General features: G+C 72.7%; 23 protein-coding genes. 2 read left to right on the top strand and 21 right to left on the bottom strand.

Annotation, left to right across the window (positions count from 1 at the left end; genetic code table 11):
• Positions 1 to 2 precede the first annotated feature (2 nt).
• The 13 genes from ccsB to ER308_RS12670 form a co-directional block, all read right to left on the bottom strand.
• Positions 3 to 1,166 carry a c-type cytochrome biogenesis protein CcsB gene (gene ccsB, locus ER308_RS12730; RefSeq protein WP_165492065.1) on the bottom strand — a complete coding sequence of 388 codons (1,164 nt, stop codon included), beginning with the start codon at positions 1,164 to 1,166 and terminating at the stop codon, positions 3 to 5.
• Entirely contained in the window at positions 1,153 to 2,922 is a 1,770-nt protein-coding gene (gene resB, locus ER308_RS12725) for a cytochrome c biogenesis protein ResB (protein WP_131155340.1), read from the bottom strand. Before resB ends, ccsB begins: the two co-directional genes overlap by 14 nt.
• A complete protein-coding gene (locus ER308_RS12720; RefSeq protein WP_205745595.1) occupies positions 2,922 to 3,716 on the bottom strand; it encodes a cytochrome c biogenesis CcdA family protein in 795 nt (264 codons plus the stop codon). The genes resB and ER308_RS12720 overlap by 1 nt, the downstream gene beginning before the upstream one ends.
• Positions 3,713 to 4,324 (bottom strand): TlpA family protein disulfide reductase, encoded by a 612-nt coding sequence (locus tag ER308_RS12715; RefSeq protein ID WP_131155339.1) that lies wholly within the window; start codon positions 4,322 to 4,324, stop codon positions 3,713 to 3,715. The genes ER308_RS12720 and ER308_RS12715 overlap by 4 nt, the downstream gene beginning before the upstream one ends.
• 86 nt (positions 4,325 to 4,410) lie before the next feature.
• Positions 4,411 to 5,247 carry a hypothetical protein gene (locus ER308_RS12710; protein ID WP_131155338.1) on the bottom strand — a complete coding sequence of 279 codons (837 nt, stop codon included), beginning with the start codon at positions 5,245 to 5,247 and terminating at the stop codon, positions 4,411 to 4,413.
• Positions 5,248 to 6,459 (bottom strand): c-type cytochrome, encoded by a 1,212-nt coding sequence (locus ER308_RS12705; RefSeq protein WP_131155337.1) that lies wholly within the window; start codon positions 6,457 to 6,459, stop codon positions 5,248 to 5,250.
• A gap of 73 nt (positions 6,460 to 6,532) precedes the next feature.
• Positions 6,533 to 7,336, bottom strand: a complete 804-nt coding sequence (locus ER308_RS12700; protein WP_131155336.1) for a QcrA and Rieske domain-containing protein — start codon at positions 7,334 to 7,336, stop codon at positions 6,533 to 6,535.
• A gap of 9 nt (positions 7,337 to 7,345) precedes the next feature.
• Complete coding sequence (locus ER308_RS12695) at positions 7,346 to 8,080, bottom strand: cytochrome b family protein (RefSeq protein ID WP_131155335.1); 735 nt, start codon at positions 8,078 to 8,080, stop codon at positions 7,346 to 7,348.
• 55 nt (positions 8,081 to 8,135) lie between these two features.
• Positions 8,136 to 8,903, bottom strand: coding sequence for a selenite/tellurite reduction operon b-type cytochrome ExtP (extP, locus tag ER308_RS12690; protein ID WP_131155334.1), 768 nt, complete (start codon positions 8,901 to 8,903; stop codon positions 8,136 to 8,138).
• A gap of 45 nt (positions 8,904 to 8,948) precedes the next feature.
• On the bottom strand, positions 8,949 to 9,482 hold the full coding sequence (locus ER308_RS12685; protein WP_131155333.1) for a hypothetical protein: 534 nt from the start codon (positions 9,480 to 9,482) through the stop codon (positions 8,949 to 8,951).
• Between the two features lie 196 nt (positions 9,483 to 9,678).
• Positions 9,679 to 10,485 carry a TlpA family protein disulfide reductase gene (locus ER308_RS12680; RefSeq protein WP_131155332.1) on the bottom strand — a complete coding sequence of 269 codons (807 nt, stop codon included), beginning with the start codon at positions 10,483 to 10,485 and terminating at the stop codon, positions 9,679 to 9,681.
• Entirely contained in the window at positions 10,482 to 11,771 is a 1,290-nt protein-coding gene (gene hemL, locus ER308_RS12675; protein ID WP_131155331.1) for a glutamate-1-semialdehyde 2,1-aminomutase, read from the bottom strand. Before hemL ends, ER308_RS12680 begins: the two co-directional genes overlap by 4 nt.
• Complete coding sequence (locus ER308_RS12670; RefSeq protein WP_131155330.1) at positions 11,768 to 12,850, bottom strand: aldo/keto reductase; 1,083 nt, start codon at positions 12,848 to 12,850, stop codon at positions 11,768 to 11,770. Before ER308_RS12670 ends, hemL begins: the two co-directional genes overlap by 4 nt.
• Before the next feature lie 222 nt (positions 12,851 to 13,072).
• Between ER308_RS12670 and ER308_RS12665 the strand changes: the two genes are divergently transcribed.
• The gene (locus tag ER308_RS12665) at positions 13,073 to 15,424 is read left to right on the top strand and encodes a transketolase-like TK C-terminal-containing protein (protein WP_131155329.1); all 2,352 of its coding nucleotides are present in this window, start codon (positions 13,073 to 13,075) and stop codon (positions 15,422 to 15,424) included.
• A gap of 18 nt (positions 15,425 to 15,442) precedes the next feature.
• Here ER308_RS12665 and ER308_RS12660 read toward each other — a convergent pair whose 3' ends face one another.
• The gene (locus ER308_RS12660; protein ID WP_165492064.1) at positions 15,443 to 15,838 is read right to left on the bottom strand and encodes a nuclear transport factor 2 family protein; all 396 of its coding nucleotides are present in this window, start codon (positions 15,836 to 15,838) and stop codon (positions 15,443 to 15,445) included.
• Positions 15,835 to 16,848, bottom strand: coding sequence for a porphobilinogen synthase (gene hemB, locus ER308_RS12655; protein WP_131155327.1), 1,014 nt, complete (start codon positions 16,846 to 16,848; stop codon positions 15,835 to 15,837). Before hemB ends, ER308_RS12660 begins: the two co-directional genes overlap by 4 nt.
• A gap of 264 nt (positions 16,849 to 17,112) precedes the next feature.
• Here hemB and ER308_RS21680 point away from each other — a divergent pair, with 264 nt between their 5' ends.
• The gene (locus ER308_RS21680; protein ID WP_165492063.1) at positions 17,113 to 17,265 is read left to right on the top strand and encodes a hypothetical protein; all 153 of its coding nucleotides are present in this window, start codon (positions 17,113 to 17,115) and stop codon (positions 17,263 to 17,265) included.
• Between the two features lie 577 nt (positions 17,266 to 17,842).
• On the opposite strand, the gene cobA is transcribed toward ER308_RS21680, so the two are convergent.
• The 6 genes from cobA to ER308_RS12625 form a co-directional block, all read right to left on the bottom strand.
• Positions 17,843 to 19,465 (bottom strand): uroporphyrinogen-III C-methyltransferase, encoded by a 1,623-nt coding sequence (gene cobA / locus ER308_RS12650; protein ID WP_205745593.1) that lies wholly within the window; start codon positions 19,463 to 19,465, stop codon positions 17,843 to 17,845.
• Positions 19,462 to 20,421 (bottom strand): hydroxymethylbilane synthase, encoded by a 960-nt coding sequence (gene hemC / locus ER308_RS12645; protein ID WP_131155326.1) that lies wholly within the window; start codon positions 20,419 to 20,421, stop codon positions 19,462 to 19,464. The genes cobA and hemC overlap by 4 nt, the downstream gene beginning before the upstream one ends.
• On the bottom strand, positions 20,418 to 21,848 hold the full coding sequence (locus ER308_RS12640) for a glutamyl-tRNA reductase (RefSeq protein WP_131155325.1): 1,431 nt from the start codon (positions 21,846 to 21,848) through the stop codon (positions 20,418 to 20,420). Before ER308_RS12640 ends, hemC begins: the two co-directional genes overlap by 4 nt.
• Complete coding sequence (locus ER308_RS12635) at positions 21,824 to 22,492, bottom strand: precorrin-2 dehydrogenase/sirohydrochlorin ferrochelatase family protein (protein ID WP_131155324.1); 669 nt, start codon at positions 22,490 to 22,492, stop codon at positions 21,824 to 21,826. Before ER308_RS12635 ends, ER308_RS12640 begins: the two co-directional genes overlap by 25 nt.
• Entirely contained in the window at positions 22,489 to 23,409 is a 921-nt protein-coding gene (locus ER308_RS12630; RefSeq protein WP_420826256.1) for a redox-sensing transcriptional repressor Rex, read from the bottom strand. Before ER308_RS12630 ends, ER308_RS12635 begins: the two co-directional genes overlap by 4 nt.
• A gap of 76 nt (positions 23,410 to 23,485) precedes the next feature.
• Positions 23,486 to 23,731, bottom strand: a complete 246-nt coding sequence (locus ER308_RS12625) for a glutaredoxin family protein (protein WP_131155322.1) — start codon at positions 23,729 to 23,731, stop codon at positions 23,486 to 23,488.
• Positions 23,732 to 23,915 lie beyond the last annotated feature (184 nt).

Below are 23,915 nucleotides of genomic sequence, written 5' to 3'. Positions count from 1 at the left end.
GGCTACACGCCCGCGTAGGAGTGCAGGCCGACCACGAAGAGGTTCACGGCGTAGAACGTCACCACCAGGGCGATGAACGAGACGACGCCGATCCACGCGGCACCGCGCCCGCGCCAGCCGCGCGTCGCTCGGGCGTGCAGGTAGCCGGCGTAGAACACCCAGGTCACGAACGAGGCGGTCTCCTTGGGATCCCACCCCCAGTAGCGGCCCCACGCCTCCTCGGCCCAGATCGCGCCCGCGATCACCGCGAACGTCCAGATCGGGAACGCGAACGCCACCGTCCGGTACGCGACGTTGTCGAGCTGGGCCGCGGCGGGCAGGTAGGGCACCGCGTAGCGCAGCGACCCGCCCAGCAGCGCGGCCACGCCGCCCGAGATCACCGCAGCCACCGGCGCCTGCCAGACCGCCAACACGTAGCCCGCCACGATCACGGCCGGGACGACCAGGAACGGCCACAGGCCCAGCACCTCCCGCTGCGCCGTGGCAGGCGCGACCATCGGCGCGTCGGCGTCGATCGCGACCTCGTCCTCCGGTCGGCCCGACGGACCGTCCACGTTGGCGGCGCCGACGGTCGAGCCCCCGAACGCCTGGCCGCTGCGCTCGGCCAGCCGGCGTTCGGCGGTGTCCTTCACCAGGTACAGGGCGGTCGCGACGAACGCGACCGTGAAGATCGACGAGGCGACCATCGCCGCACTCACGTGCACGCGGATCCACCAACTCTGCAGTGAGGGCTGCAGGGGGTCGGGGGCCGCGTACAGCATCAGGCCGCCGGCCATGATCAGCACGGCGAGGGCGATCACGAACCCCACCACGTGCGTGTAGCCGTAGCGGCGCTGCAGGACGATCAACCCGATGACCACGACGAGGAACGCGAGGCCGGACGAGTACTCGTACATGTTCGCCCACGGCGCGCGCCCCGCGGCAAGTCCCCGGAGCACGATGCTCACGAGGTGCGCGGCGGCCCCTCCCACGGTGACGACGGTCGCGGCCAGCCCCACGCGCCGGCCGATGGGGCTGGTGGCCTGGGTCCCGTCGGGCCCGACGTGCGTGTACGCCATCCGGAAGAAGTAGCCGACCATCCCCACGAGGTAGGCGATCAGCGCCCCGTAGAACAGGTTGTTGGACGCGGTGTTCCAGGCCTCGTTGAACATCTCAGCGTCGGGCATCGGCTTCCTCGCTCGATTCGTCCGGACCGATCGACTCGTCCCCCCATGGGCGGGGCTCGCTCGAATCCTCGCCGGCCGGGCCCATCCTCGCATCCGACGAGGCCCGCGGTTCCCCCGCCAGAGCGTCCTCGAGCTCCCGGCCGACCCGTTCGAACTCGTCGGCGAATCGCTCGCCCCGCTGCTGCGCGACCCCCGCGACCCGCACCGCGCTGCCCTGTCCGCTCGGGTGGACGTCGACCCACAGCCGGCGCCGGTAGGCGTACAGCGAGGGCACCAGGCCGGCCAGCAGCAACGCCGCGGCGAACAGCAGGACCCCCCGCCCGGGTTGGTGCGCGACCTGGAAGCCGGACCAGTGCGCCACCCCGTCGAAGTCGAGCACGAGGTCGTCGCCGAGCAACTGCTGCGTGCTGCCCGGCTCGAGCTCCACCGTCGCGAGGCGCTCGCCCCCTTCGCGGTCGAACTCCGCCGCTGGCAGCGCACGCTCGAAGCCGAGGTCGCCGACCCACAGGTTGCCGAACAGCCGGGGGTTCTCGGCCTCGGGCCCGCGGTTGACCACTTCGCCGTCGTCGGTGACGCCGAAGTCGGGGATCAGCAGCACCTCGAGGGCGATCTGCGGGTCCCCGACCGCCACCTTCGCGACCCCGGTCCACGCACCGGTGTCCTCTTCGCGCAGCATCAGATGGTCCTCGTAGAGCGGCTCGTCGCCGCTGCGCACCCGGAGTTCGGGCGCATAGCCCCAGCGCATCTGGTAGAGGTTCATCCCCGCGTACTCGAGGCGGTCGTTGACCCGGACCTCGTCCTCGTGGACCTCCTCGCCCTCCTCGAGCACGGTAACGCTCGAGACGAACTCGCTCGGCACCTGGTTCGGCGCGAACCGGACGTCGAACTCGTCCAGGCGGACCGTGAACCCGCGGTGCGAGTCGGCACCGAAGAGCGCGCCGGGTTCCGCCCGGTCGTAGGCGATCCGGGTGTCGGTGAACGCATCACCCTCGACCACGTTGACCTGGCCGAAGAACCCCAGGGCGTGACCGCCGATGACGCCGGCGAGCAGCACGTAGAAGGAGGTGTGGAACAGGAGGCTGCCGCCCTCGCGCCAATGGCCCCGTTCCGCCGCGATGCGGCTCCGGGCGGAGCCGGTGCCCGAGCCGGCGACGGATGCCTCGTCGGGGGCCACACGGCGTCGCCGGAACCGGTGCCGCCGCAGCACGCGCTCGGCCGCGGTGAGCGCCTCCTCGGGGGAACGATCCGTGGCGATCTCGCGGCGGTGCGACAGCCGATCGAGGTTGCGCCCGGCCACCGGGGGGCGACGCACCTGCACGGCGAACGCCTTCCAGCGCGGGATGAGGCATCCGGTGAGGCTCACGAACAGCAGCACGACGACCGCGATGAACCACCACGACCCGTAGACGTCGAAGAGCCCCAGCGCGTCGAACGCGGCCGCCACTTCCGGCCCCGGGCCCTCGACGCCCTCCCGCCAGTCCGCGACCGTCGTCGGGATCACCGGCTCCTGCGGCACGAACGTCGCGATCAGGCTCGCGGCGGCGAGTGCGAACAGGAGCCACAAAGCGGTCGACATGCGCCGCAGCCGCCGCCAGAGCCACACGACGGTCTCGCCGGGACCCAACACCCCGCCCGGCGCGCCCTTCCGGCCGCCGGCGGCACGCTCGCCGCGTGCGCGGGCCTGTTGACCTGCCTGGTCCTCCTGGCCCGGCGCGGGTGCCTCGCCCGCCTGCCCCGATCGCGACGGTGCGGTCATCAGAGGATCGTCTCGAAGCTGGTGATGAACGGGCGCATGGCGTTGATGAGGCTCGCCCAGAGACCGCTCGCGATCGCGACGCCGACCGCGACGAGGACCAGACCCCCACCGATCTGGACGCGCCGCGCGTTGCGCTGCAGGACCTCCAGCGCCCTGCCCGCACGGTGGAACAGCAGCCCGGCGAGGATGAACGGCACCCCGAGCCCGAGCGCGTAGACGAACGCGAGGACCCCACCACGAGCCATGCTCCCGCCGCTGCCGACCGCCGTGAGCGCCAGGATCGCCGACAGCGCAGGCCCGATGCAGGGCGTCCAGCCGACCCCGAACACGAACCCGAGCGGCATCGCTCCCAGCGCTCCCCCGTCGATCGCGCGGGCGTTGAGCCGCTTCTCCCGGTTCAGCAGGTCCAACGGCAACAGGCCCGTCATCGCCAGCCCCAGCGCCACGACGAGCACCCCGAGCACCGCCTGCCAGGCCGGATGCAGCAGCTGGGTCGAGATCGCGCCACCGACCAGGCCGAGGAGCGTGAAGGGGATCGCGAAGCCGAGCGTGAACAGGAGCCCGCCGATCACCACCCGCGCGCGCCCGCGGGCGCTGTGCGCGAGCTCCGCGCCGGACAACCCGGTCATGTACGAGAGGTAGCCGGGGACCAGCGGGAGGACGCACGGCGAGGCGAAGGACACGATGCCCGCCGCGAGCGCGATCGGCGCGGCCAGCAGGACGTTCGCGTTGACGACCGCTTCACAGATCGGTCCCGTGCACTGGACGGCCGCGGCGACCACGGGTGCGCTCACGGCTGCCCCGAACCGGCGGCGGCGGGCGCCCGCTCACCAGACGCAGGGGTTCGCGCCGCGGCCTCGTCGAGCAACTCGTCGAGACGGTCGGCGAGCTGATCCGCGGTCACCCGCCCGAAGAAGCGGCTCGCCACGCGCCGATCCTCGTCGATGATGATCGTCGTGGGCAGCGCCTCCGGGCCGATGTCGCCGAAGTCGGCAGCGATCGTCGACGCGTCGTCGAACCAGGAGGGGTACGGCTTGTCGAAGTCGCGCTCGAACGACCGGGCGTTCGCCCGCGAGTCGCGCACGTTCACCCCGAGCAGGTCGACCCCCCGGTCGGCGTAGGCCTCGTGGGTCGCCACGAGGTCCGGGGCCTCGCGCGCGCACGGGCCGCACCACGACGCCCAGAAGTTCAGCACGACGATCCCCTCGTGGTCGTCGAGCGCGAGCTCCTCGCCCTCGAGCGTCTCCGCGGACACGTCGGGAGCGGGCTCGCGCTCGTCCGGCTCGAAGCTCACGCTGCCGGAGCCGCCGACGAAGCCCTGCCCGGTGTCGTCGCCACCGCTCGTGCAGGCACCGAGCAGGAGCAGGGACCCCAGCAGGAGCATCGTTGCGATCGGGCGCATCGCCGCCAGTCTAGGAGCGCCGCCGGGCGGTGACCGCCCGATGACGGGCTTCTGTGCTGGTTCAGCTGCGGGAGGTGCCTCCCGGCTCACGCCGGGGTGGGCACCCGCTCGTCGGCGTCCTCCGCCTCCTCGTCAGCCAGGTCCCGTTCGCGCCGGCGGCGCTCCTCCCGCTCGTCCCACCCGAGCAGCAGGACGTGGAGGACGAAGCCGATGAGGCCCAGCAGGATGATCATTTGCGCCGGCAGTCCGGGACTGCCGGGGTCGTAGAACGCGAACGCGAAGTACGAGTCGCCCTCGGGATCGGCCTCACCGGTGTCCTCGTCGATCTCACGCACCTGCGCGGCCACGATCGGGCGGTCGTTCTCCGCCATCGCCACCGCCGTGGTGAACTCCGGATCGTCGGCCCAGGTGGCCTCGGTCAGTTCACCCGCCTCCTCGGTGGCGAAGAAGTTGATGATCTCGTCGACGCCCTCGTCGGCGGAGGCGTCCCACTGGCCCTCGAAGTCGGCGGGCACCGGCTGGAAGCCCTCGGGGAAGTCCTGGACCACCTCGTACTCGGGCATCTCCGCGACCTGCGAGTCCGGCGCGAAGGCCACCCAGTCCGGCTCCATGAAACCGGGCGGCTGACCGGGCAGCGACGTGGGTCCCGCGTACTGCGCGGAGCCGGGCACGCCGAACGCCCAGAACGCGCCCATGAAGACCATGAACCCGAAGAAGCAGGAGGCCTGCAACAGGTAGGCGCGACGCGTGCCCAGGTTCGAGCGCAGCAACATGAAGACGCCACCCAGGAGGAACAGGATCCCCACCGGCAGGGCGGCCTGGGCGCGCCAGTCGTCCGGCGGCACTAACTCCGCCTTCGCCAGCAGCACCCCGAGGTGCTCGGCGAACGGCATCTGGCTCAGCGGCGAGAGGGCGTCGAGCATCTAGCGGCCTCCGTCCGAGCGCGCGTTCCGCGCGACGCCGTCCCCGTCGTCCTCGTCGTCCCCGTCGTCCTCGTCCGCGTCTTCGTCTTCGTCGTCCTCGTCGTCCTCGTCGTCCTCGTCGCCGGGAGGACGCGGACCGAAATCGGGTCCGTGCTCGACGCCGGGGGTCTGCCAGCGCTCGAAGTCCTCGGGGATCTCGTCGGGCTGGAGGTCGTGCAGGTAGTCTACGATCCGCTCCAGCGCATCGTCGTCGTACCGAGCGTCCTGGTAGTACCAGCCCTGCTGGAACGCCGGCATCGGCGTCCACGGCTGATAGATCCCCTGCCGCAGGATCCCCATCAGCGTCTCCTCGCCGTGGCGCTCGGTCACCCCGACCAGGGACGGGCCGACCCGGCCCTGGCCCTCGTCCCCGTGGCACTGGGCGCAGTTCGCGGCGTAGAGCTCCTCGCCCGTCTGGTCGCTGACCTGCAGCGGGCCGTCCGCCGCGCTCGCCGCCTCGTCGTTCTCGCCGTTCTCGTCGGGATCCTCGGGTTCGTCGGCCTCGTCCTCGTCGGCCTCGTCCTCGTCGGCCTCGCCGTTCTCGTCGGGATCCTCGGGTTCCTCGGCGGCCGCCCCGGCCTCCTGGCGGGCGAGGATGTAGTCGGCGACGTGCTGGATCTCCTGATCGGTGAACGGCCCCTCGTAGGCGACGCCGTACACCGGCATCGGGGTGCCCTGGATGCCCCGCTCGAGCGTGAGGGTGATGTGATCACGCACGTCGTCGACGTTCTCGTTCTCCTCGTAACGCTGGACGATGTTGTTCAGCGCGGGCGCCGGCCAGGTCTCCTCGGCGTCGTACGGGGACGGGGCCGCACCACCCCCGAGCTCGGAGCCGTGGCATTCGGCGCAGTTGTCGACGTAGAGCTGCTCCCCCTCCGCCACCGAGTGGACGTAGCGCTCCTGCTCCTCGGTCTGGATGCGCTGCGTCTCGAACGCCCAGTACACCGGCAAGCCGATCGCGAAGAACGCGGACAGCACGAAGCCCCACCCCATCCAGCGCTCCAGCACGCCCTTCTCGAGCTGCTCGTCGGAGTAGGCCGGGCGCATGGCGGGCGGGAGCTCCTGCGCACGCTGGGAGCGCCGCCGCGAGCGTCCGGCGCCGTACCAGAGCAACCCCGTCGCCACCAGGACGGCGATGACGAGGATCGCGATGAGCAGTCCGGCGTCGTTCACGTGGCGTGCCTTTTGGTCGGGGCGACCGGGTCCGGGAGCCCGCGCTCGCTCGCGGCGACCGGGCCGGCGAGGGCTAGACGCACGCGTCCCCCTCGCGTGGCTGGATCAACGACTGCTGGCCACGGGACGGGCCGTCGATGATCTCGGTCGTGTCGACCGAGAGGATGCCGTCGTCGCTGATCTCCACTCGGAAGCGGTCCATCCCGCGGGGCGCCGGACCGTCCTGAAACTCGCCCCAGCGGTTGTAGGCCGACGCGTGGCAGGGGCACTCCCACCACCGCGACGAGTCGCACCAGGGCACCGCGCAGCCGAGGTGCGGGCAGACCTGGTAGAGCGCCAGGACCGGGGACTCGCCCTCCTGGGTCAGCTCCAGGTAGGCGTCCTCGGTGTCGTCCTCCGGGTCGTAGCGCACCAGCCGTGCTCGGCCGGGCGTGAACTCGAAGGCGCCGTCGGCCTCGTCGATGTCGTTCAGCACGTCGTCGACGTGTCCGACCTCGAGGACGGCCCCGAAGCCGCCGCGCGTGTCCGGCCACAGGAAGGCGATGCTCGCGGCCCCGAAGCTGCCGACGGCCCCGAGGCTGGACAGGCCGAGCGCGCCGCGCAGGAACGTGCGGCGGTCGGGGCCCCGCGACTCGGGCGCTTCGCCCCCGGCACCGCCGCTGCCACCACCCCCGGACGCGGCGGCGAACGCGAGCTGCGGGGCGAAGCGCGGGCCGCTGCCGCCCGACGACGGGCACCCGTCGCAACCGTCCGCGGGTGCGGCGCACACGCGGACCGGCCGGCGCATGGCCCGGCGCATCCACCAGAGACCCGCGGCTGCCCCCAGCAGCGCCATCAGGAGCCCTGCCGCGAGGATCACCGCGATCGTGCTCAACATAGGGTCCTCCTACAGGACGAACCAGATTCCGTCGACCCACGGCCAGAACCACGCCTGCCCCGGCCCCCGGAAGAACGACCCGATCATGGTCAGGACCGCGGCCCCCACGAGAACCGTCGTGAACAGCGCGTAGGCCGTCTTGCGGTTGTCGGGCCTCACCGACGGATTCTTGTCGATAAAGGGCAGCAGGATCAGCCCGATGACGGCCACGATCCCGGGGATCGTGATCCCGGCGATCATCGGGTGCAGATAGATCAGCATCTCCTGCAGGCCCATGAAGTACCAGGGCGCCTTGGAGGGGTTCGGGGTCACGTCCGGGTTCGCGAGCTCCTGCAGCGGGGCCGGCGCGAACGCGCTGAACAGCGTCAGCGCCGCGAGCACCGTGAGCGCCGCCACGGCCTCCTGGCTGATCAGGTGCGGCCACGTGAACACCGTGTCCTGCACGCTGCGGATCCGCTGGGAGCCCTCACCCGGCGTCGCGGCACCGGTCGCCTCGAGGCCCTGCTGGCGCCCCGCGAGCGCGGTCTCCACCCGCTCGCGGCGCTCGGACGCCGAGAGGGTGCGCGACGCGGTCGCCACCCCGCCGTCGGCGCCGTCGCCGGTGTCCCCGCCGCGGCGCACGGCCGCGGCGCGCGCCTTCGCGCGGGCGATCCGCTCGCTCTTGCCCTCGGCGATCAGGCGCTCGTAGAGCTCCTCATCGACGCCGCCGTTGGTCTGGCCGGCCGCGCCCTGCTCGTCGGCCATCAGGCGCTCCCTCTCTCGCGCGTGCGGCTCCCGTCCCTGACATTCATAGCGCGACTCACAGAGGTCCGGAGATGCCGCCGTCCTTGCGGATCCGCCAGAAGTGGATCGCGAGGAACATCGTCAACACGAACGGCAACAGCAGCACGTGCAGTACGTACCAGCGGATCAGCGTCTCGGGTCCGATCTCGACCCCACCGAGCAGCAGGAACTGCACCTGGTCGCCGAACACGGGGGTGAACCCGGCCATGTCCGTCCCGACCGCGACCGCCCAGTAGGCGAGCTGGTCCCAAGGCAGGAGGTAGCCGGTGAACGCGAGCAGCAACGTGAGCAGGAGCAGGATCACGCCCACCACCCAGTTGAACTCCCGCGGTGGCTTGTAGGCCCCGTGGTAGAAGACCCGCGCCATGTGCAGGAAGACCGCGAAGGTCATCAGGTGCGCCGCCCAGCGGTGCATAGCCCGGACGAGCTCGCCGAACTGCACCGACGTGCGCAGGTTCTCGATGTCGAGGTACGCGAGCTCCTGGCCCGGTCCCGCCGCGGGGCGGTAGAAGAACATCAGGAAGATGCCGGTGATGGTCAGCACGATGAACAGGAAGAAGCTCGTGCCGCCGAGGCAGTACGTGTAGGTGAGCTTCAACCCGTGTCGCTTCACCTTCACCGGGTGAATGTGGTACACGAAGTTGTTCATCGCGGCGAGGGCACGATCGCGGGCCGTGTCGCGATACCCCGCGCGATAGACGGACCCCGGCCGGAAGATCGACTTCCAGACCACGCTGTCCTTGAGGCGGGCCTTCACCTCGCTGGGCTTGGTGTTCTGCGCCATGGGCTGCTTACCTACTCCGGCTGGTGGCGGGACGGGCTGCGGTGCTCATGGGCGGGCCGCGCCGACGTCGGTGCGGCCACCGGTCTCGGGCCGTGGCCGCTCGTCGGGCGCCAGCGTGCGGGGGTACCGCTTCTGGACCCACAACGCGACGAACACGAGCACGCCAACACCGATGAAGGTGATGACCATGGCCACGCTGTCGCGGATGACCAGGTAGAGGTCGGTGGCCACCTCGAGTTCGGGGATCGTGACGAGGCCGAGGATCGTGACCTGCGGGGTGACGAGCTCCCCGGGGATGTAGAGCCCGGACAACAGGGCCTCGTAGTCGTTCGCGAAGTTCGTCCATGCCGACGGGATCACGCCGAACAACCAGAAGGCGCCGACGAGTGCCGCCATGGCCCCGAAGACGGCCGACTGCCAACCCTGCCGGTCACGGAAGACGGCGGCGAGCACGCACAACAGCACGACCGCTCCGGCGCTGCCGAACGTCACGAGCAGTCCACGCGTCCCGTCGGCGAACTCCCACAGCGAACTGAAGAGTTCCGGCAGGGTCCCGAAGAACTCTGCGATCCAGTCCACCCTGGCCCTCTCGTCGTACTCTGCTCCGGCGGGTCATCGCCCGGTGGGCACCAGCGATCCGCGCCGCTTCCTGCGACGCCATCATCGGGCACCTTGCGCGGGACTGTACCGATGCACGGATCAGGTCGCCAGTTGAGGCGGGGACCTTCGTCCGTGGTCGTAGGGGCGTTCGTCCCGGCGTGCCGCGAGGGACGGATCACCCGTTCACGGGCTCCAGGTGCTCGTCGACGAGGTCCTCGATCTGCCCGGCCTCCAGCGGCCCGGTGTGGTGGTAGCGCACCACGCCGTCGAGATCGACGAACAACGTCGTCGGCATGCCGAACCCCTGCACCGCCTGGAACAGCTCGCCCTGCGGATCCGCCGCGAGCGGATAGGTGACCCCCGTCTCCTGCACGGTCTCGCGGGCGTCGTCCTCGCGGTCCTCGAGGTTCACACCGAGGACCTGCACGTCGTCTCGGGACTCCGAGACCGCTTGCAGCTCGGGCATCTCGTCGGCGCACGGCCCGCACCAGCTCGCCCAGAAATTGACCACCAGCGGCTCGCCCACCATGTCGGCCAGGTCGACCGGCGGACCGTCGGCGAACGCCTCGAGCTCCTCCCGAGGCAGCGGCATCGCCTCGTCGGGGACGAGGTCCTCGTCCAGCTCCTCGACGACGTCGGGCTGCTCGCCGGGCTCGACCGTCGGGATGTCGTCGGGGGCCTGCTCCCCCGGCGCGGAACCCACCTCGTCGACGGGCCCGTCCGGCTCCTCCCCGATCCGCTCGGGCACCGCCGCGTCGTCGGGGTCCGACGCCCCCGCGACCGCGAGCGCGCCGGCCGCGACGAGCACGGCGGCCGTCGCTGCGAGCCCGAGCAGCAGGGTCCGCCTTGTCGCGGCCTCGGGGGGCGGGTCGCTGATCCCCGGCGGGGGCTCGTCCACCCCGGATCCGCGCCGCTCGTCGAGCGCGGCCTCGGGCTCCTCGGCCGACGCCGACCCCCTCCCCGCAGCCCCCGCCGCCGTCACGACAGCTCGGCCGCGGTCTCGGTCGCGGCGGCAACGGTTGCGTCGATGTCCTCGGTGGTGTGGGCCAGGCTCACGAAGATCGCCTCGTACTGCGACGGCGGCAGGTGGAACCCGCGGGCGAGCATCCCGCGAAAGAACGCCGCGAAGCGTTCGGTGTCGGCGGTCTGCGCCCCCGCGAAGTCGCGCACCGGCGCGTCGGCGAAGAACACGTTGAACAGGGACGCGCACCGCTGCACGTGCACCCCGATCCCGGCCTGCTGGAACGCGTTCGCCAGCCCATCGATCAGCCGGTCGGCGAGCCCGTCGAGGGTCTTGTACGCGGCGTCGTCGAGCAGGCGCAACTGGGTGAGGCCGGCGGCCACGGCGACCGGGTTCCCCGAGAGCGTGCCCGCCTGATAGACGGGCCCGGTCGGCGCGAGGTGGCGCATCACGTCCGCGGACCCGCCGAACGCGGCCAGCGGGAACCCGCCACCGACGACCTTGCCGAACGTGGTGAGGTCGGGCGTGACGCCGTAGTGCTCCTGCGCGCCACCGCGCGCGACTCGGAACCCGGTCATCACCTCGTCGAACAGCAGCAGCGCGCCGTGGCGGGCCGTGATTCCGCGCAGGAACGCGAGGTACCCCTCGTCCGGCGGGACCACCCCCATGTTCGCGGCCACCGGCTCGCAGGCGAGCACCGCGATGTCGTCGCCGTGCTCGGCGAACGCCTCCTCGACGGCCTCACGGTCGTTCCATGGCACCACGATGGTGTCCGCCGTCGCGCCCTCGGTGACGCCGGGGGTGCCGGGGATGCCGAGGGTGGCGACCCCGCTGCCCGCCGCGGCGAGCAGGGCGTCGGAGTGCCCGTGGTAGTGGCCCGCGAACTTCACGACCTTGTGCCGGCCCGTCGCGCCGCGGGCGAGCCGCACGGCGCTCATGCCGGCCTCGGTGCCCGAGGAGGTCAGCCGCACCTGCTCGACCGAGGGCACCCGCTCGACGATGGCCTCGGCGAGCTCGACCTCCCCCCGGGTCGGGGTCCCGAAGCTCGAGCCCCGCTCGAGCGCCGCACGCGCCGCGGCAACGATGTCGGGCTGCGCGTGGCCGAGGATCAGCGGGCCCCAGCTGCACACGTAGTCGAGGTAGCGATGCCCGTCGACGTCGGTGATACGCGCCCCCTCGCCCTCGGCCACGAAGCGGGGCGTGCCGCCCACCGACCCGAAGGCGCGCACGGGTGAGTTGACGCCTCCAGGGATGACCTCCAGAGCACGCTCGTACAGCGCGGAGGACCGGTCGGCGGTCATCGTCATCCCTCCAGGGCCTGCGACAACGGCGCGTCAGCGTGCTCCCGGTTCGTCCGATCCCCCTCGACGGCCCCCGGAGCGCCGTGCTCGTTGGCGGCCACCGCCTCCCCGCCGGGCTCGACCCCGAAGTTCTCGGCGTACAACGCCTGGATGCGGGCGAGCTCCCACTGGGCGAGGTCGGGCACGTCCGCGGCACCCGCGAACTCCTCGATCTGGTCGATCGAGTAGATGTTGGGCAACGTCGTGGCGACGTTCGGGTCGGCGAGGATCCAGCGCAGCGCGGCCTGCCCGAGCGTGCGCTCCTCGGTGAGGAAATCCAGGGTGGCGATCTTGCGCACCCCCTCCACGAGCCAGCTGCGGGGACGGTGGCGGCGGTGGTCCCCCTGCGGGAACACGGTGTCCTCGGTCAGGTTGCCCTCGAGCATCCCCGAGGAGTGGGGCACGCGAACCGCCATCATCGTGTCGGTCTCGCGCGCGACCGCGAGCAGATCGCGGCCGGGGTCCTGCTCGAGCAGGTTGTAGATCATCTGCACCGCGGCGACCTCGCGGGTGCGCATGGCGTGCACGCCCTCGTCGAGCCACCCGATCTTGGGGCCGAGTGCGACGCCGTAGTGGCGGATCTTGCCGGCCTCCCTGGCCTCCTCAAGATACTCGAACAGGTCGTCGTCGTCGAGGTGCGCCATCCGCGGGTTGTGCAGCTGCCAGAGGTCGATGCAGTCGACGCCGAGGCGTCGCAGGCTGCCCTCGAGCGCCTCCTTCACGTTGCCGAGGCCGAAGTCCTTGCTGCGCTCCTGCTGCCCGCGTCGCGCGACGGTCGCCTCGTCGGAGATGTCGTAGCCGAACTTCGTCCCGATCACGACGTCGTCACGCACGCCCGCGAGGGCCTCCCCGAGGACCTCCTCGCCGTAACCCTCCGCGTACGCGTCCGCGGTGTCGAAGAACGTGATCCCGTGATCGAACGCCTCGCGGTGCAACCGCACCGCCTCCTCGCGGGAGTAGTCGCCCCACCACCCGGTCGTCACCGTCCAGTTGCCGAACCCGACCTCGCTCACTTCGAGGCCCGGTGCGATATGGCGGTAGCGCATGGAGGCTCCTTGTCAGGGCGTTCGGTCGGCGCGTGTCCGTCGGGGTGATCGTACCGACCGCGGGCACGGACGTCCGTGACGGCCAGACGGCTGGTCGGCGGGCCGACGCAGCCCCCGCGGCTGGTCGACAAGCCGGGGGCAGCCCCCGCGGCTTGTCGGCGGGCCGACGCAGGCCGCACACTGCGGCACCACCCCGCCCCGCCACGGCCACGAAGGGCGTGCATGCCTCCGGACGCCGAGACGCTCGATCAGGCCTCCCCACCGACCACGACGCTCGATGCCATCCAGCAGCGGGTCTTGTGGCTCGCGGTCCGCATCGTGGACTTGGCCAACCGCGAGCGAGCGGGTGCCGACGGCCTGAAGGTCGGCGGACACCAGGCGTCGTCGACCTCGGTCGTGTCGATCATGACGAGCCTGTGGTTCGGGCACCTCGCGGCGGGCGACCGCGTGTCGGTGAAGCCGCACGCCTCGCCGACGTTCCACGCGATCCAGTACCTGCTCGGCAACCTCGATCGCGAGTACCTGTCGCGCCTGCGCGAGCACGGTGGGCTGCAGGCCTACCCCAGCCGCACCAAGGATCCCGACCCGGTGGACTACTCCACGGGCTCGGTGGGCCTCGGCGCGGTCGCGCCGCTGTTCGGCGCGCTCATGGGGCGCTACGTCGGCGCCCACTTCGGTGAGCGCACCGCGGGCGGGCGGTTCGTGTCGATCCTCGGGGACGCCGAGCTCGACGAGGGCAACGTCTGGGAGGCACTCGTCGAGCCCGGCACCCAGTCGCTCGGCGAGGTGCTGTGGATCGTCGACCTCAACCGCCAGAGCCTCGACCGCGTCGTGCCCGGCGTGAAGGCGGCGAGCCTGATGCGGCTGTTCGCCGAGAGCGGCTGGCACGTGGTCCAGGCCAAGTACGGGCGGCGGCTACAGGCCGCCTTCGCTCGAGAGGGCGGGGAGGCACTGCGCCACCACATCGACGCGATGCCGAACGAGCAGTACCAGAGCCTGTTCGCGCGGTCGGGTGAGGAGCTGCGCGCGCGCTTCCTCGCCGGCGCCGACCCCGCGGTCGAGCGGCTGATCGACGACGTCCCCGACGACGAGCTCGGGGCGCTCGTCCTCAACCTCGGCGGCCACGACCTCGACGTGCTGCGGGAGGCCTACGCCGACGCGGACGCGGTCACCGACCGGCCCTCGGTCGTGTTCGCGTACACCATCAAAGGGTGGGGGCTGCCCATCGCGGGCGACCCGCTGAACCACAGCCAGCTGCTGACCGGCGCGCAGATCGACGCGCTGCGGGCGGACCTCGGCCTCACCCCGGACACCGAGCTCGATCGGTTCCCCGGTGACAGCTCGGAAGGGCGGCTCTGCGCCGAGGTGGCCGCGCGCCTCGTCGAGCCCGCGGACGGTCCGGCCACGCCCGCGCTGACCGTGCCCGCGGCCGTCGGGGTCGGAGGGTCGGGAGCGCTGTCGACCCAGGAGGCGTTCGGGCGCGTCGTGCTGCGCCTGTCCCGACACGAGGGGCTGCGCGAGCGCGTCGTGACGACCAGCCCCGACGTCGCCACGTCCACGAACCTCGGCGGGTGGATCAACAAGGTCGGCGTCTTCGCGACCGAGGAACGGCCCGAGTACCACGAGGAGGGCCACCTGCTCCGCTGGCACGAGTCGCCCGAGGGGCAGCACATCGAGCTCGGCATCAGCGAGATGAACGTGTTCATGCTGCTCGGCCAGCTCGGCCTCTCCGCCGAGCTGGCCGACGAGCTGCTCCTGCCGATCGGTACCGTCTACGACCCGTTCGTGGCCCGTGGCCTCGACGCGCTGATCTACGGCCTGTACTCGGGCGCGCGGTTCGTCTTCGCGGGCACGCCCTCGGGGATCACGCTCGCGCCCGAGGGCGGCGCCCACCAGTCGACGGTCACCGCCTCCCTGGGCATGGAGCTGCCCGGGCTCGTGTTCTGCGAGCCCGCGTACGCCGAGGCGGTCGACTGGCTGCTCTGCGACGGGCTCGCCGACCTGACCGACCGCGAGCACGGTCGGTCGCGCTACCTGCGCCTGTCCACCCGCGCGATCGATCAGGGGCCGTTCGCGGCCGCGAAGGAGCGACTCGGCGAAGAGCGCCTGCGCGCGGACGTGCTCGCCGGCGGCTACCGTCTCATCGAGCCGTCCGGGCCGCCGGCGCTGCACCTGATGGCCTCGGGTGCGGTGCTGCCCGAGGTCCTGGAGGCCGCCGCCGTGCTCGAGCACGAGGGCGCGCCCACCGTCGTGCACGACCTCACCTCGGCCGACCGGCTGCACGCGGGATGGCGCGCGGAGCTGGCCGAGGCGGTCCACCGCGTGCGCCGGCCCGCCGAGACGCACCAGCTCGGCAGGCTCGTGCCCCCGGCGGAGCGGGGCGCGCCGATCGTGACCGTGCACGACGCGAGCCCCCATGCGCTGAGCTGGGTGGGTTCGGCGCTCGGTTGCCGGGTGCTGCCGCTCGGCGTCGAGGCCTTCGGCCAGTCCGGCACGATCGACGATCTGTATCGCGAGCACGGCCTCTCCCGCGACGCGATCGTGCACGCGGGTCTGCTAGCCCTCGAGGGCTGAGAACGCTGCCGGGGTCGGTTACTGGGGGTCGGAGAGGTCGCGGTAGACCTTCACGCGCACCAGCTGCCCGCGCTGCGCGGTGTAGAACGCGGCGACGTCGAGCGAGTGCGTCGAGCCCTCGACCTCGAGGGTCTCGGTGAGCTCACAGGCCGCGGTCGCGCCCGACACGACCACGTGGTTCAGCGTGAGCTGCGCCTCGACCGGGGCGGCGAACGCGTCGGCGAACATCGCCCGCAGAGCTCGATGGCCGACGACGACCTGGTCGCCGGCGACGAACAGCGCGTCCTCCCTGAAGGTCGCGACCACCCGCTCGACGTCCCCCGCGTTGAACGCCTCGAGGTGCGCGTGCACCGCCGACAGCGGATCCGTGTCGCCGCCGGTCTCGGGGTGGGGCTCGTGGCCGCCCGGGCTCATGCGAGACGCCGGGCGATCTCGGCGGCGGCGTACGTGATGACGAGGTCGGCGCCGGCGCGCCGCAGCGACAGCGCGACCTCCTCGGCCACGGCGGGACCATCGATCCATCCGCGCTCGGCGGCGGCCTGCAACATCGCGTACTCCCCCGACACGTGGTACGCGGCGAGCGGCAGGCCCGTGGCCTCCTTCACCCGGTGGACCAGGTCGAGGTAGGCGGTGGCCGGCTTCACGAGCAGGACGTCCGCACCCTCGCCCGCGTCGGCGAGGGCCTCGCGCACCCCCTCGTCCGCGTTCGCGGGATCGAGCTGGTACCCACGGCGGTCCCCGGTCGAGGGGGCCGACTCCGCCACGTCGCGGAACGGCCCGTAGAGCACGCTCGCGTACTTCGTGCAGTAGCTCATGATCGCGGTGCGCTCGGCGAAACCCGCCTCGTCCAGGGCTCGGCGGATCGCGGCCACCTGCCCGTCCATCATCCCGCTCGGCGCCACGAGGTCCGCACCAGCCCGCGCCTGGCTGACCGCCGCACGGGCGTAACCCTCGTTCGCGTCGTCGTTGCGGACGTGTCCCGCCGAGTCGAGGGGTCCGCAGTGGCCGTGGTCGGTGTACTCGTCGAGGCACGTGTCCGCGGCGAGAACGAGGTCGTGGCCGTAAGCCTCGCGCAGCGCCGCGAGGGCGCGCTGCAGGATCCCGTCGGGGTTCCACGCCTCGCTGCCGTCGGCGTCCTTGTGGGCGGGTATGCCGAACAGCAGGAGCGTGCGGATGCCGAGGGCGCGCAGCTCCTTGGCCTCGGCGAGCAGGCTGTCGACCGTGTGCTGCTGCACGCCGGGCAGCGAGGGGACCGCCTGGGGCTCGTCGAGACCCTCCTTCACGAACAGCGGGGCGACGAGGTCGCCGGGGGCGAGGCTCGTCTCCCGCACGGCGTCGCGCAGCGCTGCAGTATGCCGGAGCCGCCGCGGGCGTGCGGCGGGGAACGCGGCGGGGGAGGCCGGGTCGGTGGGGCGCGGGCTCATGGACCCAGCGTATGCGAGCAGCGCCAGCCGGCCCGCGGCGGGTTCGTGTGTGGCTGCGCCCTGCACGAACCGGTGCAACGAACCCCGGCAGGCGGCGGAGCGGTTCGTCGTGTGGCGGGGCCCTGCGCGAACCAGTGCAACGAACCCCGGCGGGCGGCGCTGGCGAGGTTCGTCGTGTGGCTGGCACGAACCGGTGCAACGAACCCCGGCAGGCGGCGCCGGCGAGCACGACGTCGGACGGCCGATCGGCTACGGTGCGCCGCCATGGATCTGCTCACCGATATCACGTTCGACGACCTCGCGGGCATCGCCCTCATCGTGATCGGCGTCTACGTCGCGTTGAAGGTCGCCAAAGTGCTTCTCAAGCTGGCGATGGTGGCGGTCGTCCTCGTCGGCGCCTACCTGGTCCTCACCTAGCCTTCGCCTCCGCGCCCCCTCATGCCGGGGCCGCCGCTCATGCCTGGGGCCGCCGCTCAAGACCGGGGCCGCCCCTCGCACCGGGGCCGCCGCTCATAGCCGGCCTCCGCACCAAGTAATGCGCCGTGGACCCTCGGAATACACGAGCGTGCCAGCAGCAATGCACAGGTTCTTCCACAGATGTGGAACAAGCGTAATCAACGTCGCGTGCCGAACAGTGGGAAACAACAACGTCACGACGAGTAGCCCAATGAAGGTGTGGGGCATGGAGTGTGCCGCGCGGGGGGAGGTCGACCCCGGGACACGTACGCCTACCCGCGCCCGCGCGGGTAACCGCACCGCCAGCCAGACGCGTTCAGCCTCGTGGTACGCCTACCCGCGCGGGCGCGGGTAGGCGTACCACGAATCGGCACGGCGCGGGTAGGCGTACCACGAGACACCACTGCCACTGCACGGGTACCGCACCACGGATCACCACGCCGCGGATCACCACGCGACGGATCCCCCCACCACGGGAGATCGCTGCACCGCTCGCCCGTGGTCCGCGCACCACCGCGAACATCAGCCCGGCGACCCATCACCGTCGGGCTGCGGCTGCCTGGACCACGGCTTGCACCAGCCCGTCGAGGTCGTGGGGGTCCCCCTCGGCATCGACGGGGAGGCCGAGCTCACGGCAAGTCTCGCTGGTGACCGGCCCGATCGAGGCGACCCGCACCGAGTCCGGGGGCAGCGCCCCGTACAGGTCGACGAAGGTACGGACCGTCGAGCTGGAGGCGAACGCGAGCACGCCGATGTCACCGGCGACGATGCGCTCGGGCACCCCGTCGGGCAACGCCTCGGCGGGCACGGTCCGGTAGGCCTCGACCTCGTCGACGTCCCAGCCGGCGTCGTGCAGCGCCGCCGACAACGCTGGGGTCGCGATGTCGGCGCGCGGCAGCAGGATCCGGGGACCACCGGCACCGTGGTCGCCTCCCGCGCCTGCGCCATCCGCCCCCGCGGCGATCAGGGCGTCGGCGAGACCACGGGTGGTCATCGCTTCGGGCACGATGTCCGCCACGAGGCCACGCTCGGCGAGCGCCTCGGCGGTCCCGGAACCGACCGCGGCGAGCCGCACGCCGGCGAAGCGCCGCGCGTCGCCGCCGAGCCCCTCAAGCGCCTCCCACAGCGCGTCGACCCCGTTGCGACTGGTCAGCGCGATCCAGTCGTAGGCACCCTCCGCAACCCGACCGAGTGCCGCGCGCACCGCCTGCGGCTCCCGGGTGGGCTCGATCGCGATCGTCGGGGCCTCGACCGGCTCGGCACCGAGGGCGCGCAGTCGCTCGGACAGCTCGCTGGCCTGCTGACGGGTACGCGGCACGAGCACCGAGATCCCGTGCAGGGTCCGGCGCTCGAACCACGCGAGCTGATCGCGGAAGGCCGCGACCTCGCCGACCACGATCACCGCCGGGTTCGCGAGGCCGGACTCGGCGAGCCGCTCGGGGACGTCACCGAGGGAGGCCGAGAGGCTGCGCTGACGGGGCGTCGTCCCCCACTGCACCACCGCGACGGGTTCGGACGCCGGCCGCCCACCGGCCATCAGGGCCTCCGCGATCGCGCCGACCCGCCCGACCCCCATGTAGAGCAGCAGGGTCCCCGGGAAGCGCGCGAGCGCCTCGTAGTCGACCTGCGGCTCGTCCTTGGCCGGATCCTCATGGCCAGTCACGACGCAGAATCCGGGGGCGAGGCCGCGGTGGGTGACGGGTATGCCGGCGTAGGCGGGGGCGGCCACCCCGCTCGTCACGCCTGGCACCACCTCGAAGGGCACCCCGGCGGCGACGCAGGCCTCGGCCTCCTCCGAGCCGCGGGCGAGCACGAACGGGTCACCGCCCTTGAGCCGCACGACCGCGTGGCCCTCGCGGGCCTTCTCCGCGAGCAACGCCGACAGCTCGTCCTGGGCGATCGCGTGGCGGTCGGGCAGCTTGCCGACGTAGAGCAGCTCGGCGTCCTCGCGGCAGCGGTCCAGGGCCTCCGGCGGCGACAGGCGGTCGTACGCCACGAAGGTCGCGGTCTCGAGCAGGTGCATCGCGCGCAGCCCGATCAGCCCCGGATCCCCGGGGCCGGCCCCGACGAGGGCGACCGTACCGGACCGAGCGGGTGGGCCACCGAACGGCGGACCGCCCGACACGCCGCCTCCGGCCTGCCGCGCCGACCGAGCGGTCACCCTCCGGCCTCGCGGTCGCGGCGCTCCTGCACCGCGGCGACCAACTGCTCCCCACCGTCGGCGAGCATCTGCTGCGCAAGCTCCCGACCGAGACGCTCGGGCTCGGCGATCGGCCCGCGCAACGAGCGGCGCAGCACCTTGCGCCGGCCGGGGTCGGCGAGCATCGCGGCGAGTTCGAGCACGCGCCCGGGCAGCTCGGTCGCGAGCGCACCGATCGGCGCGAGGCAGCCCCCGCCAACGGTCGCGAGGAACGAGCGCTCGGCGGTCACCGTCGCCCGCGCTCCCGCGTCCTCGACGCGCGCGAGCCGCTTGCGGGTCTCCGCGTCGTCGCGGCGGCACTCGACCGCGAGCGCGCCCTGCGCCGGCGAGGGCAGGCACTCGCCGGGCTCGAGGGGCACGGCGTGCAGCGGCAGTCCCAGCGGGCCGACCCCTCCGTCCTCCTCGGGCGTGTAGAGACGCTGCAGCCCCGCGAGCGCCACGACGATCGCGTCGAACTCCCCCTCGTGGACCTTGCGCAGCCGGGTGTCGAGGTTCCCGCGCACCGAGATGACCTGCAGGTCCGGGCGCGCGCGCAGCAGCTGGACGCGCCGGCGCTCGGAGCTGGTCCCCACCGTCGAGATCCGCGGCAGCGTGGACAGCGCGTGCCCGTCGCGGGTGACGAGCAGGTCACGCGCGTCCGCGCGGGGCGGCACCGCCCCCACGACGAGCCCGTCGACCGGCTCGGTCGGCAGGTCCTTGTAGGAGTGCACGGCGATGTCGCAGTCGCCGTCGAGCACCGCCTCCCGCAGCGCGTCGACGAACAGTCCCTTGGTGCCGAAGTCGGCGACGAGCTTGTCGGGCTCGCGGTCGGCGGTGGTCCTCAGCGGGACGAGTTCGGCGTCGTCACCTGCGAGGGCCCGGGCCGTCTGGAACGCCTGGGCCCGGGCCAGCGCGGACCGGCGGGTCGCGACCCTCACGCCGGCCGGGGGCCGGAGTCCCCGGGGCCACCCGATGACGCCGGCCGGGGGCCGGAGTCCCCGGGGCCACCCGATTCGGCGGGGTCGGCCGGGCCCCCGCCGGCTTCGTCCGCGACGGCCTCGTCGGCGCCGTGCCGACCGGCGTCCTCGAGCTGGGGGCCGGGAAGATCGGGCTCGGCGAACCCGAACAGTTCCCGCAGCGCGGCGGCGTGCGCGTCGGCGCTGCGGTGGTCGGCCATGCCTTTGAGTCGGACCGTCGGCTCGTGCAGCAGCGTGTTGACGATGCCCTTGGTGAGGCTCTCCACGGCGCGGCGCTCCCGCTCGTCGAGGCCGGCGAGGCGTGGCTCGAGCCGGCTGAGCTCGGCGACGCGCACCTCCTCGGCGCGCTGGCGGAACGCGGCGATGGTCGGTTCGACCTCGACGGTCCGGGTCCAGGTGACGAAGCCCTGCGCGGCCTCCTCGACGATCTCGCGGGCGCGGTGGACCGCGACGCCGTGGTGGTCGGCGCTGGTCAGGCTACGGATCGCGTCGACGTCCAGCACGTGCACGCCACCCAGCTCGGCGCACGCGGGATCCACGTCCCGAGGGACCGCCAGGTCGAGGAACACGAGGGGGCGGTCGTCGCGCTCGGCGAGGGCGGCCTCGACGGTCTCGGGGCGCACGACCGGCTCGGCCGCGGCGGTCGAGGTGAGCACGAGGTCGGCATCGACGAGGGCCTCACCCAGCCCCTCGAACCCGACGGCCGACGCGCCGAGCCGTCCGGCGAGCTCGTTCGCGCGCTCGGTGTGTCGGTTGACGACGGTGACCTCGGCGGCACTGTCGAGCAGCTCGCTCGCGGCCAGCGCCCCGACCTTGCCCGCGCCGACCACCACGGCGTGACACCCGTCGAACTCACCCAGGACCCGACGGGCCGCCGACAGGCCGACGTCGACCATCGTGGCGCCGCCCGCGTCGATGTCGACCTCGACGCGGGCTCGCTTGCCGACCCGCAGAGCCTGGCGGAAGAGCGTCCCCAGCACCCGCCCGGCCGCGCCGTGCTCGTGGGCGTCCTTGTAGGCCCGTTTGACCTGCACCCCGACCTGGCGTTCGCCGACGACCATCGAGTCGAGACCCGTGGTCACCGCGAACAGGTGCGCGGCCGCGCGCTCGTCGAAGTAGTCGTAGGCGATCGGAGCGAGCTCCTCCGGGTCGACGTCGCCCCATTCACAGAGGAACGCGCGCAGGTCGCCCATCGCCCCGTGGTAGCGGTCGACCGCGGCGTAGACCTCGACCCGGTTGCAGGTGGACAGCACCACCGCCTCGCCGACGTGATCGCGGTCCAGCAACGCCCGGTACGCCTTCTCGAGGCGCTCCGGGGCGACCGCGAGGCGCTCGAGGAGCCCGACCGGCGCGGTGCGGTGGTTCAGCCCGACGACGAGCACAGACACCGAATCGCCACTTCCCTTGCAGCTCGAAGTTCACCGTCGCGGATCAGTTGCAGCGTATCGGCGTCCAGAACGGAGCGCCATCTGAGGCGCCGCTCGTCGTCACCGAGCGGCGCGAGGGCCGCCTGCACCTCGGGAGCGTCGCGCAACTCGGCAAGCAACTCGGCAAGCTGTCCGTACTCGGGCGGGTATTGCGCGGCGAGCTCCCGCTTGAGCCGGCCGGCCAGAACGGGGGCGGCGCCGCCCGTCCCGACGGTGAGCACCAGCGGGCCCCGCCGCAGCGTCGCGGGGAAGGCGGCGCTGCCCGGATACTCGGCGGCCGGGTCCCGGTCGACCCGCACGCACGGGACGCGCAGGGCCTCGGCGTCCGCGGCGACCCGCTCGTTGACGGCCGGATCGTCCGAACCGGCGATCACGAGGCTGGCCTCGGCGAGGTCCCCCTCGGCATACGGCCGCGCGTGCCAGGTCAGCTCGCGGCGGTCGGCCGCCTCGCCGAGCCCCGGCGTCGCCTGGGGGGCGATCACGCGCACCTCGGCCCCGGCCTCGAGCGGCTGGGCGAGCTTGCCCTCGGCGACGCGGCCGGCACCCACGCAGACGACCAGCCGGCCGGCGAGGTCGAGCTCGACCGGCACCCAGCCGGAGCTCACGTCGTCGTGCCCCCCGGCCCCCGGAACGCCTCGTCTCCGTGGTCGTGCGCCACTCCGGGACCCCGGGACGCCTCACCGCTGGGATCGTATGCCGCCTCCGGGGCGCCACCGGCCTCGTCGTCGGAGTTCTCCGGGAGCGTGCGGGAGAGGTCGTCGGCCGCCTGGTGCGCCCGCTCGAGGGCCTCCCGGGCAGCGCCGGCCCGCACCGACTCCTCCGCCGCCCGGCGCTGCTCGTAGAACGAGAGGATCTGCAGCTCGATGGACAGGTCCACCTTCCGCAGGCTCACCTCGTCCGGCACCTGGAGCACGACCGGCGCGAAGTTGAGGATCGAGCTGACCCCGGCGGCGACGAGCGCGTCGGTGACGGGCTGCGCCTCCGCGGCGGGCACGGCGAGCACCCCGATCGAGATCCGCTCCTCCTTCACCACCCGATCGATCTCGTCGACCGGATGGACGTCGAGTCCCGCGACGGTGGTCCCGACGACCTCGGGGGCGCTGTCGAACAGCGCGGAGATGCGGAAGCCACGCTGCACGAAGCCGCGGTAGTTCGCGAGGGCCACGCCGAGGTTCCCGATCCCGACGATGCAGGTCGCCCAGTCCTGGGTGAGGCCGAGCTCGCGACTGACCTGATGGATGAGGTACTCGACGTCGTAGCCGACCCCACGAGTCCCGTACGAGCCGAGGTAGGACAGGTCCTTGCGCACCTTGGCGGAGTTCACCCCGGCGGCGGCGGCCAGGGCCTCGCTGGAGACGGTGTGCTCGCCGCGCTCGGCGAGCTCCACCAGCCCGCGCAGGTAGACGGGGAGGCGCTGGACGGTCGCTTCGGGTATCGCTCGGTTCAAGAGCCGCTCGCTCGCCGTCGGTCGCTCGTGCTGGGCCGCGTCCCCACCAGCCGGGGGCTGTTCACAATCGTACAAGCGCGTCGTGGCCGTGCAACGTGGCACCGACGAGCCCCGGGGCCCGCCCCGCCGACGACGCCTGTCGGACCCGAGCCTACCGGGCCGTGTCCAACGCCTTCGCGATCGTGGCCTCGTCGACCACGAACTCGCCGACCTCGTCCCCATCGACCGCGACGACCGGCACGCGGGCGCCGTGCGCCGCGACGAGCTCGGGGTCGGTGTCGACATCGACGGTGACCACGCTCTCACCCCGAGCGGCGGCGACCGTGGCGGCGGCCTCCTCGGCAGCTCGGCACAACCCGCACCCCTCGCGGGTGTACACGACGACCCGTGCGCTCATGCCCCCCACGGTACTGACCACGGCCGCACGCGCCCGCGCGCCCGGGCGATCGGGCCACCGCACGCGCCCGCGCGCCCGGGCGACCGGGCTGCCGCACGCTCCGCGTGCCCGGGCGGTCGGGCTGCCGCGCGCTCCTGCGCGCCCGGGCGATCGGGCTGTCGCGCTGTCGCGCGCTCCCGCGTGC

It is taken from the genome of Egibacter rhizosphaerae, assembly GCF_004322855.1.
In the GTDB taxonomy this organism is placed as follows: domain Bacteria; phylum Actinomycetota; class Nitriliruptoria; order Euzebyales; family Egibacteraceae; genus Egibacter; species Egibacter rhizosphaerae.
The sequence above is the reverse complement of the archived record's forward strand: the minus strand, read 5'-3'. Positions and strand labels throughout refer to the sequence as shown.

Excerpts from the sequence above, each read along its gene's own strand:
- ccsB (WP_165492065.1), bottom strand. The coding sequence starts at position 1,166 with ATGCCCGACGCTGAGATGTTCAACGAGGCCTGGAACACCGCGTCCAAC.
- ER308_RS12660 (WP_165492064.1), bottom strand. The coding sequence starts at position 15,838 with ATGAGCCCGGGCGGCCACGAGCCCCACCCCGAGACCGGCGGCGACACG.
- extP (WP_131155334.1), bottom strand. The coding sequence starts at position 8,903 with ATGGCGCAGAACACCAAGCCCAGCGAGGTGAAGGCCCGCCTCAAGGAC.
- ER308_RS12625 (WP_131155322.1), bottom strand. The coding sequence starts at position 23,731 with ATGAGCGCACGGGTCGTCGTGTACACCCGCGAGGGGTGCGGGTTGTGC.
- ER308_RS12710 (WP_131155338.1), bottom strand. The coding sequence starts at position 5,247 with ATGCTCGACGCCCTCTCGCCGCTGAGCCAGATGCCGTTCGCCGAGCAC.
- ER308_RS12700 (WP_131155336.1), bottom strand. The coding sequence starts at position 7,336 with ATGTTGAGCACGATCGCGGTGATCCTCGCGGCAGGGCTCCTGATGGCG.
- ER308_RS12695 (WP_131155335.1), bottom strand. The coding sequence starts at position 8,080 with ATGGCCGACGAGCAGGGCGCGGCCGGCCAGACCAACGGCGGCGTCGAT.
- ER308_RS12715 (WP_131155339.1), bottom strand. The coding sequence starts at position 4,324 with ATGCGCCCGATCGCAACGATGCTCCTGCTGGGGTCCCTGCTCCTGCTC.
- ER308_RS21680 (WP_165492063.1), top strand. The coding sequence starts at position 17,113 with ATGGATCTGCTCACCGATATCACGTTCGACGACCTCGCGGGCATCGCC.
- resB (WP_131155340.1), bottom strand. The coding sequence starts at position 2,922 with ATGACCGCACCGTCGCGATCGGGGCAGGCGGGCGAGGCACCCGCGCCG.
- ER308_RS12670 (WP_131155330.1), bottom strand. The coding sequence starts at position 12,850 with ATGCGCTACCGCCATATCGCACCGGGCCTCGAAGTGAGCGAGGTCGGG.
- hemB (WP_131155327.1), bottom strand. The coding sequence starts at position 16,848 with ATGAGCCCGCGCCCCACCGACCCGGCCTCCCCCGCCGCGTTCCCCGCC.
- hemL (WP_131155331.1), bottom strand. The coding sequence starts at position 11,771 with ATGACGATGACCGCCGACCGGTCCTCCGCGCTGTACGAGCGTGCTCTG.
- ER308_RS12665 (WP_131155329.1), top strand. The coding sequence starts at position 13,073 with ATGCCTCCGGACGCCGAGACGCTCGATCAGGCCTCCCCACCGACCACG.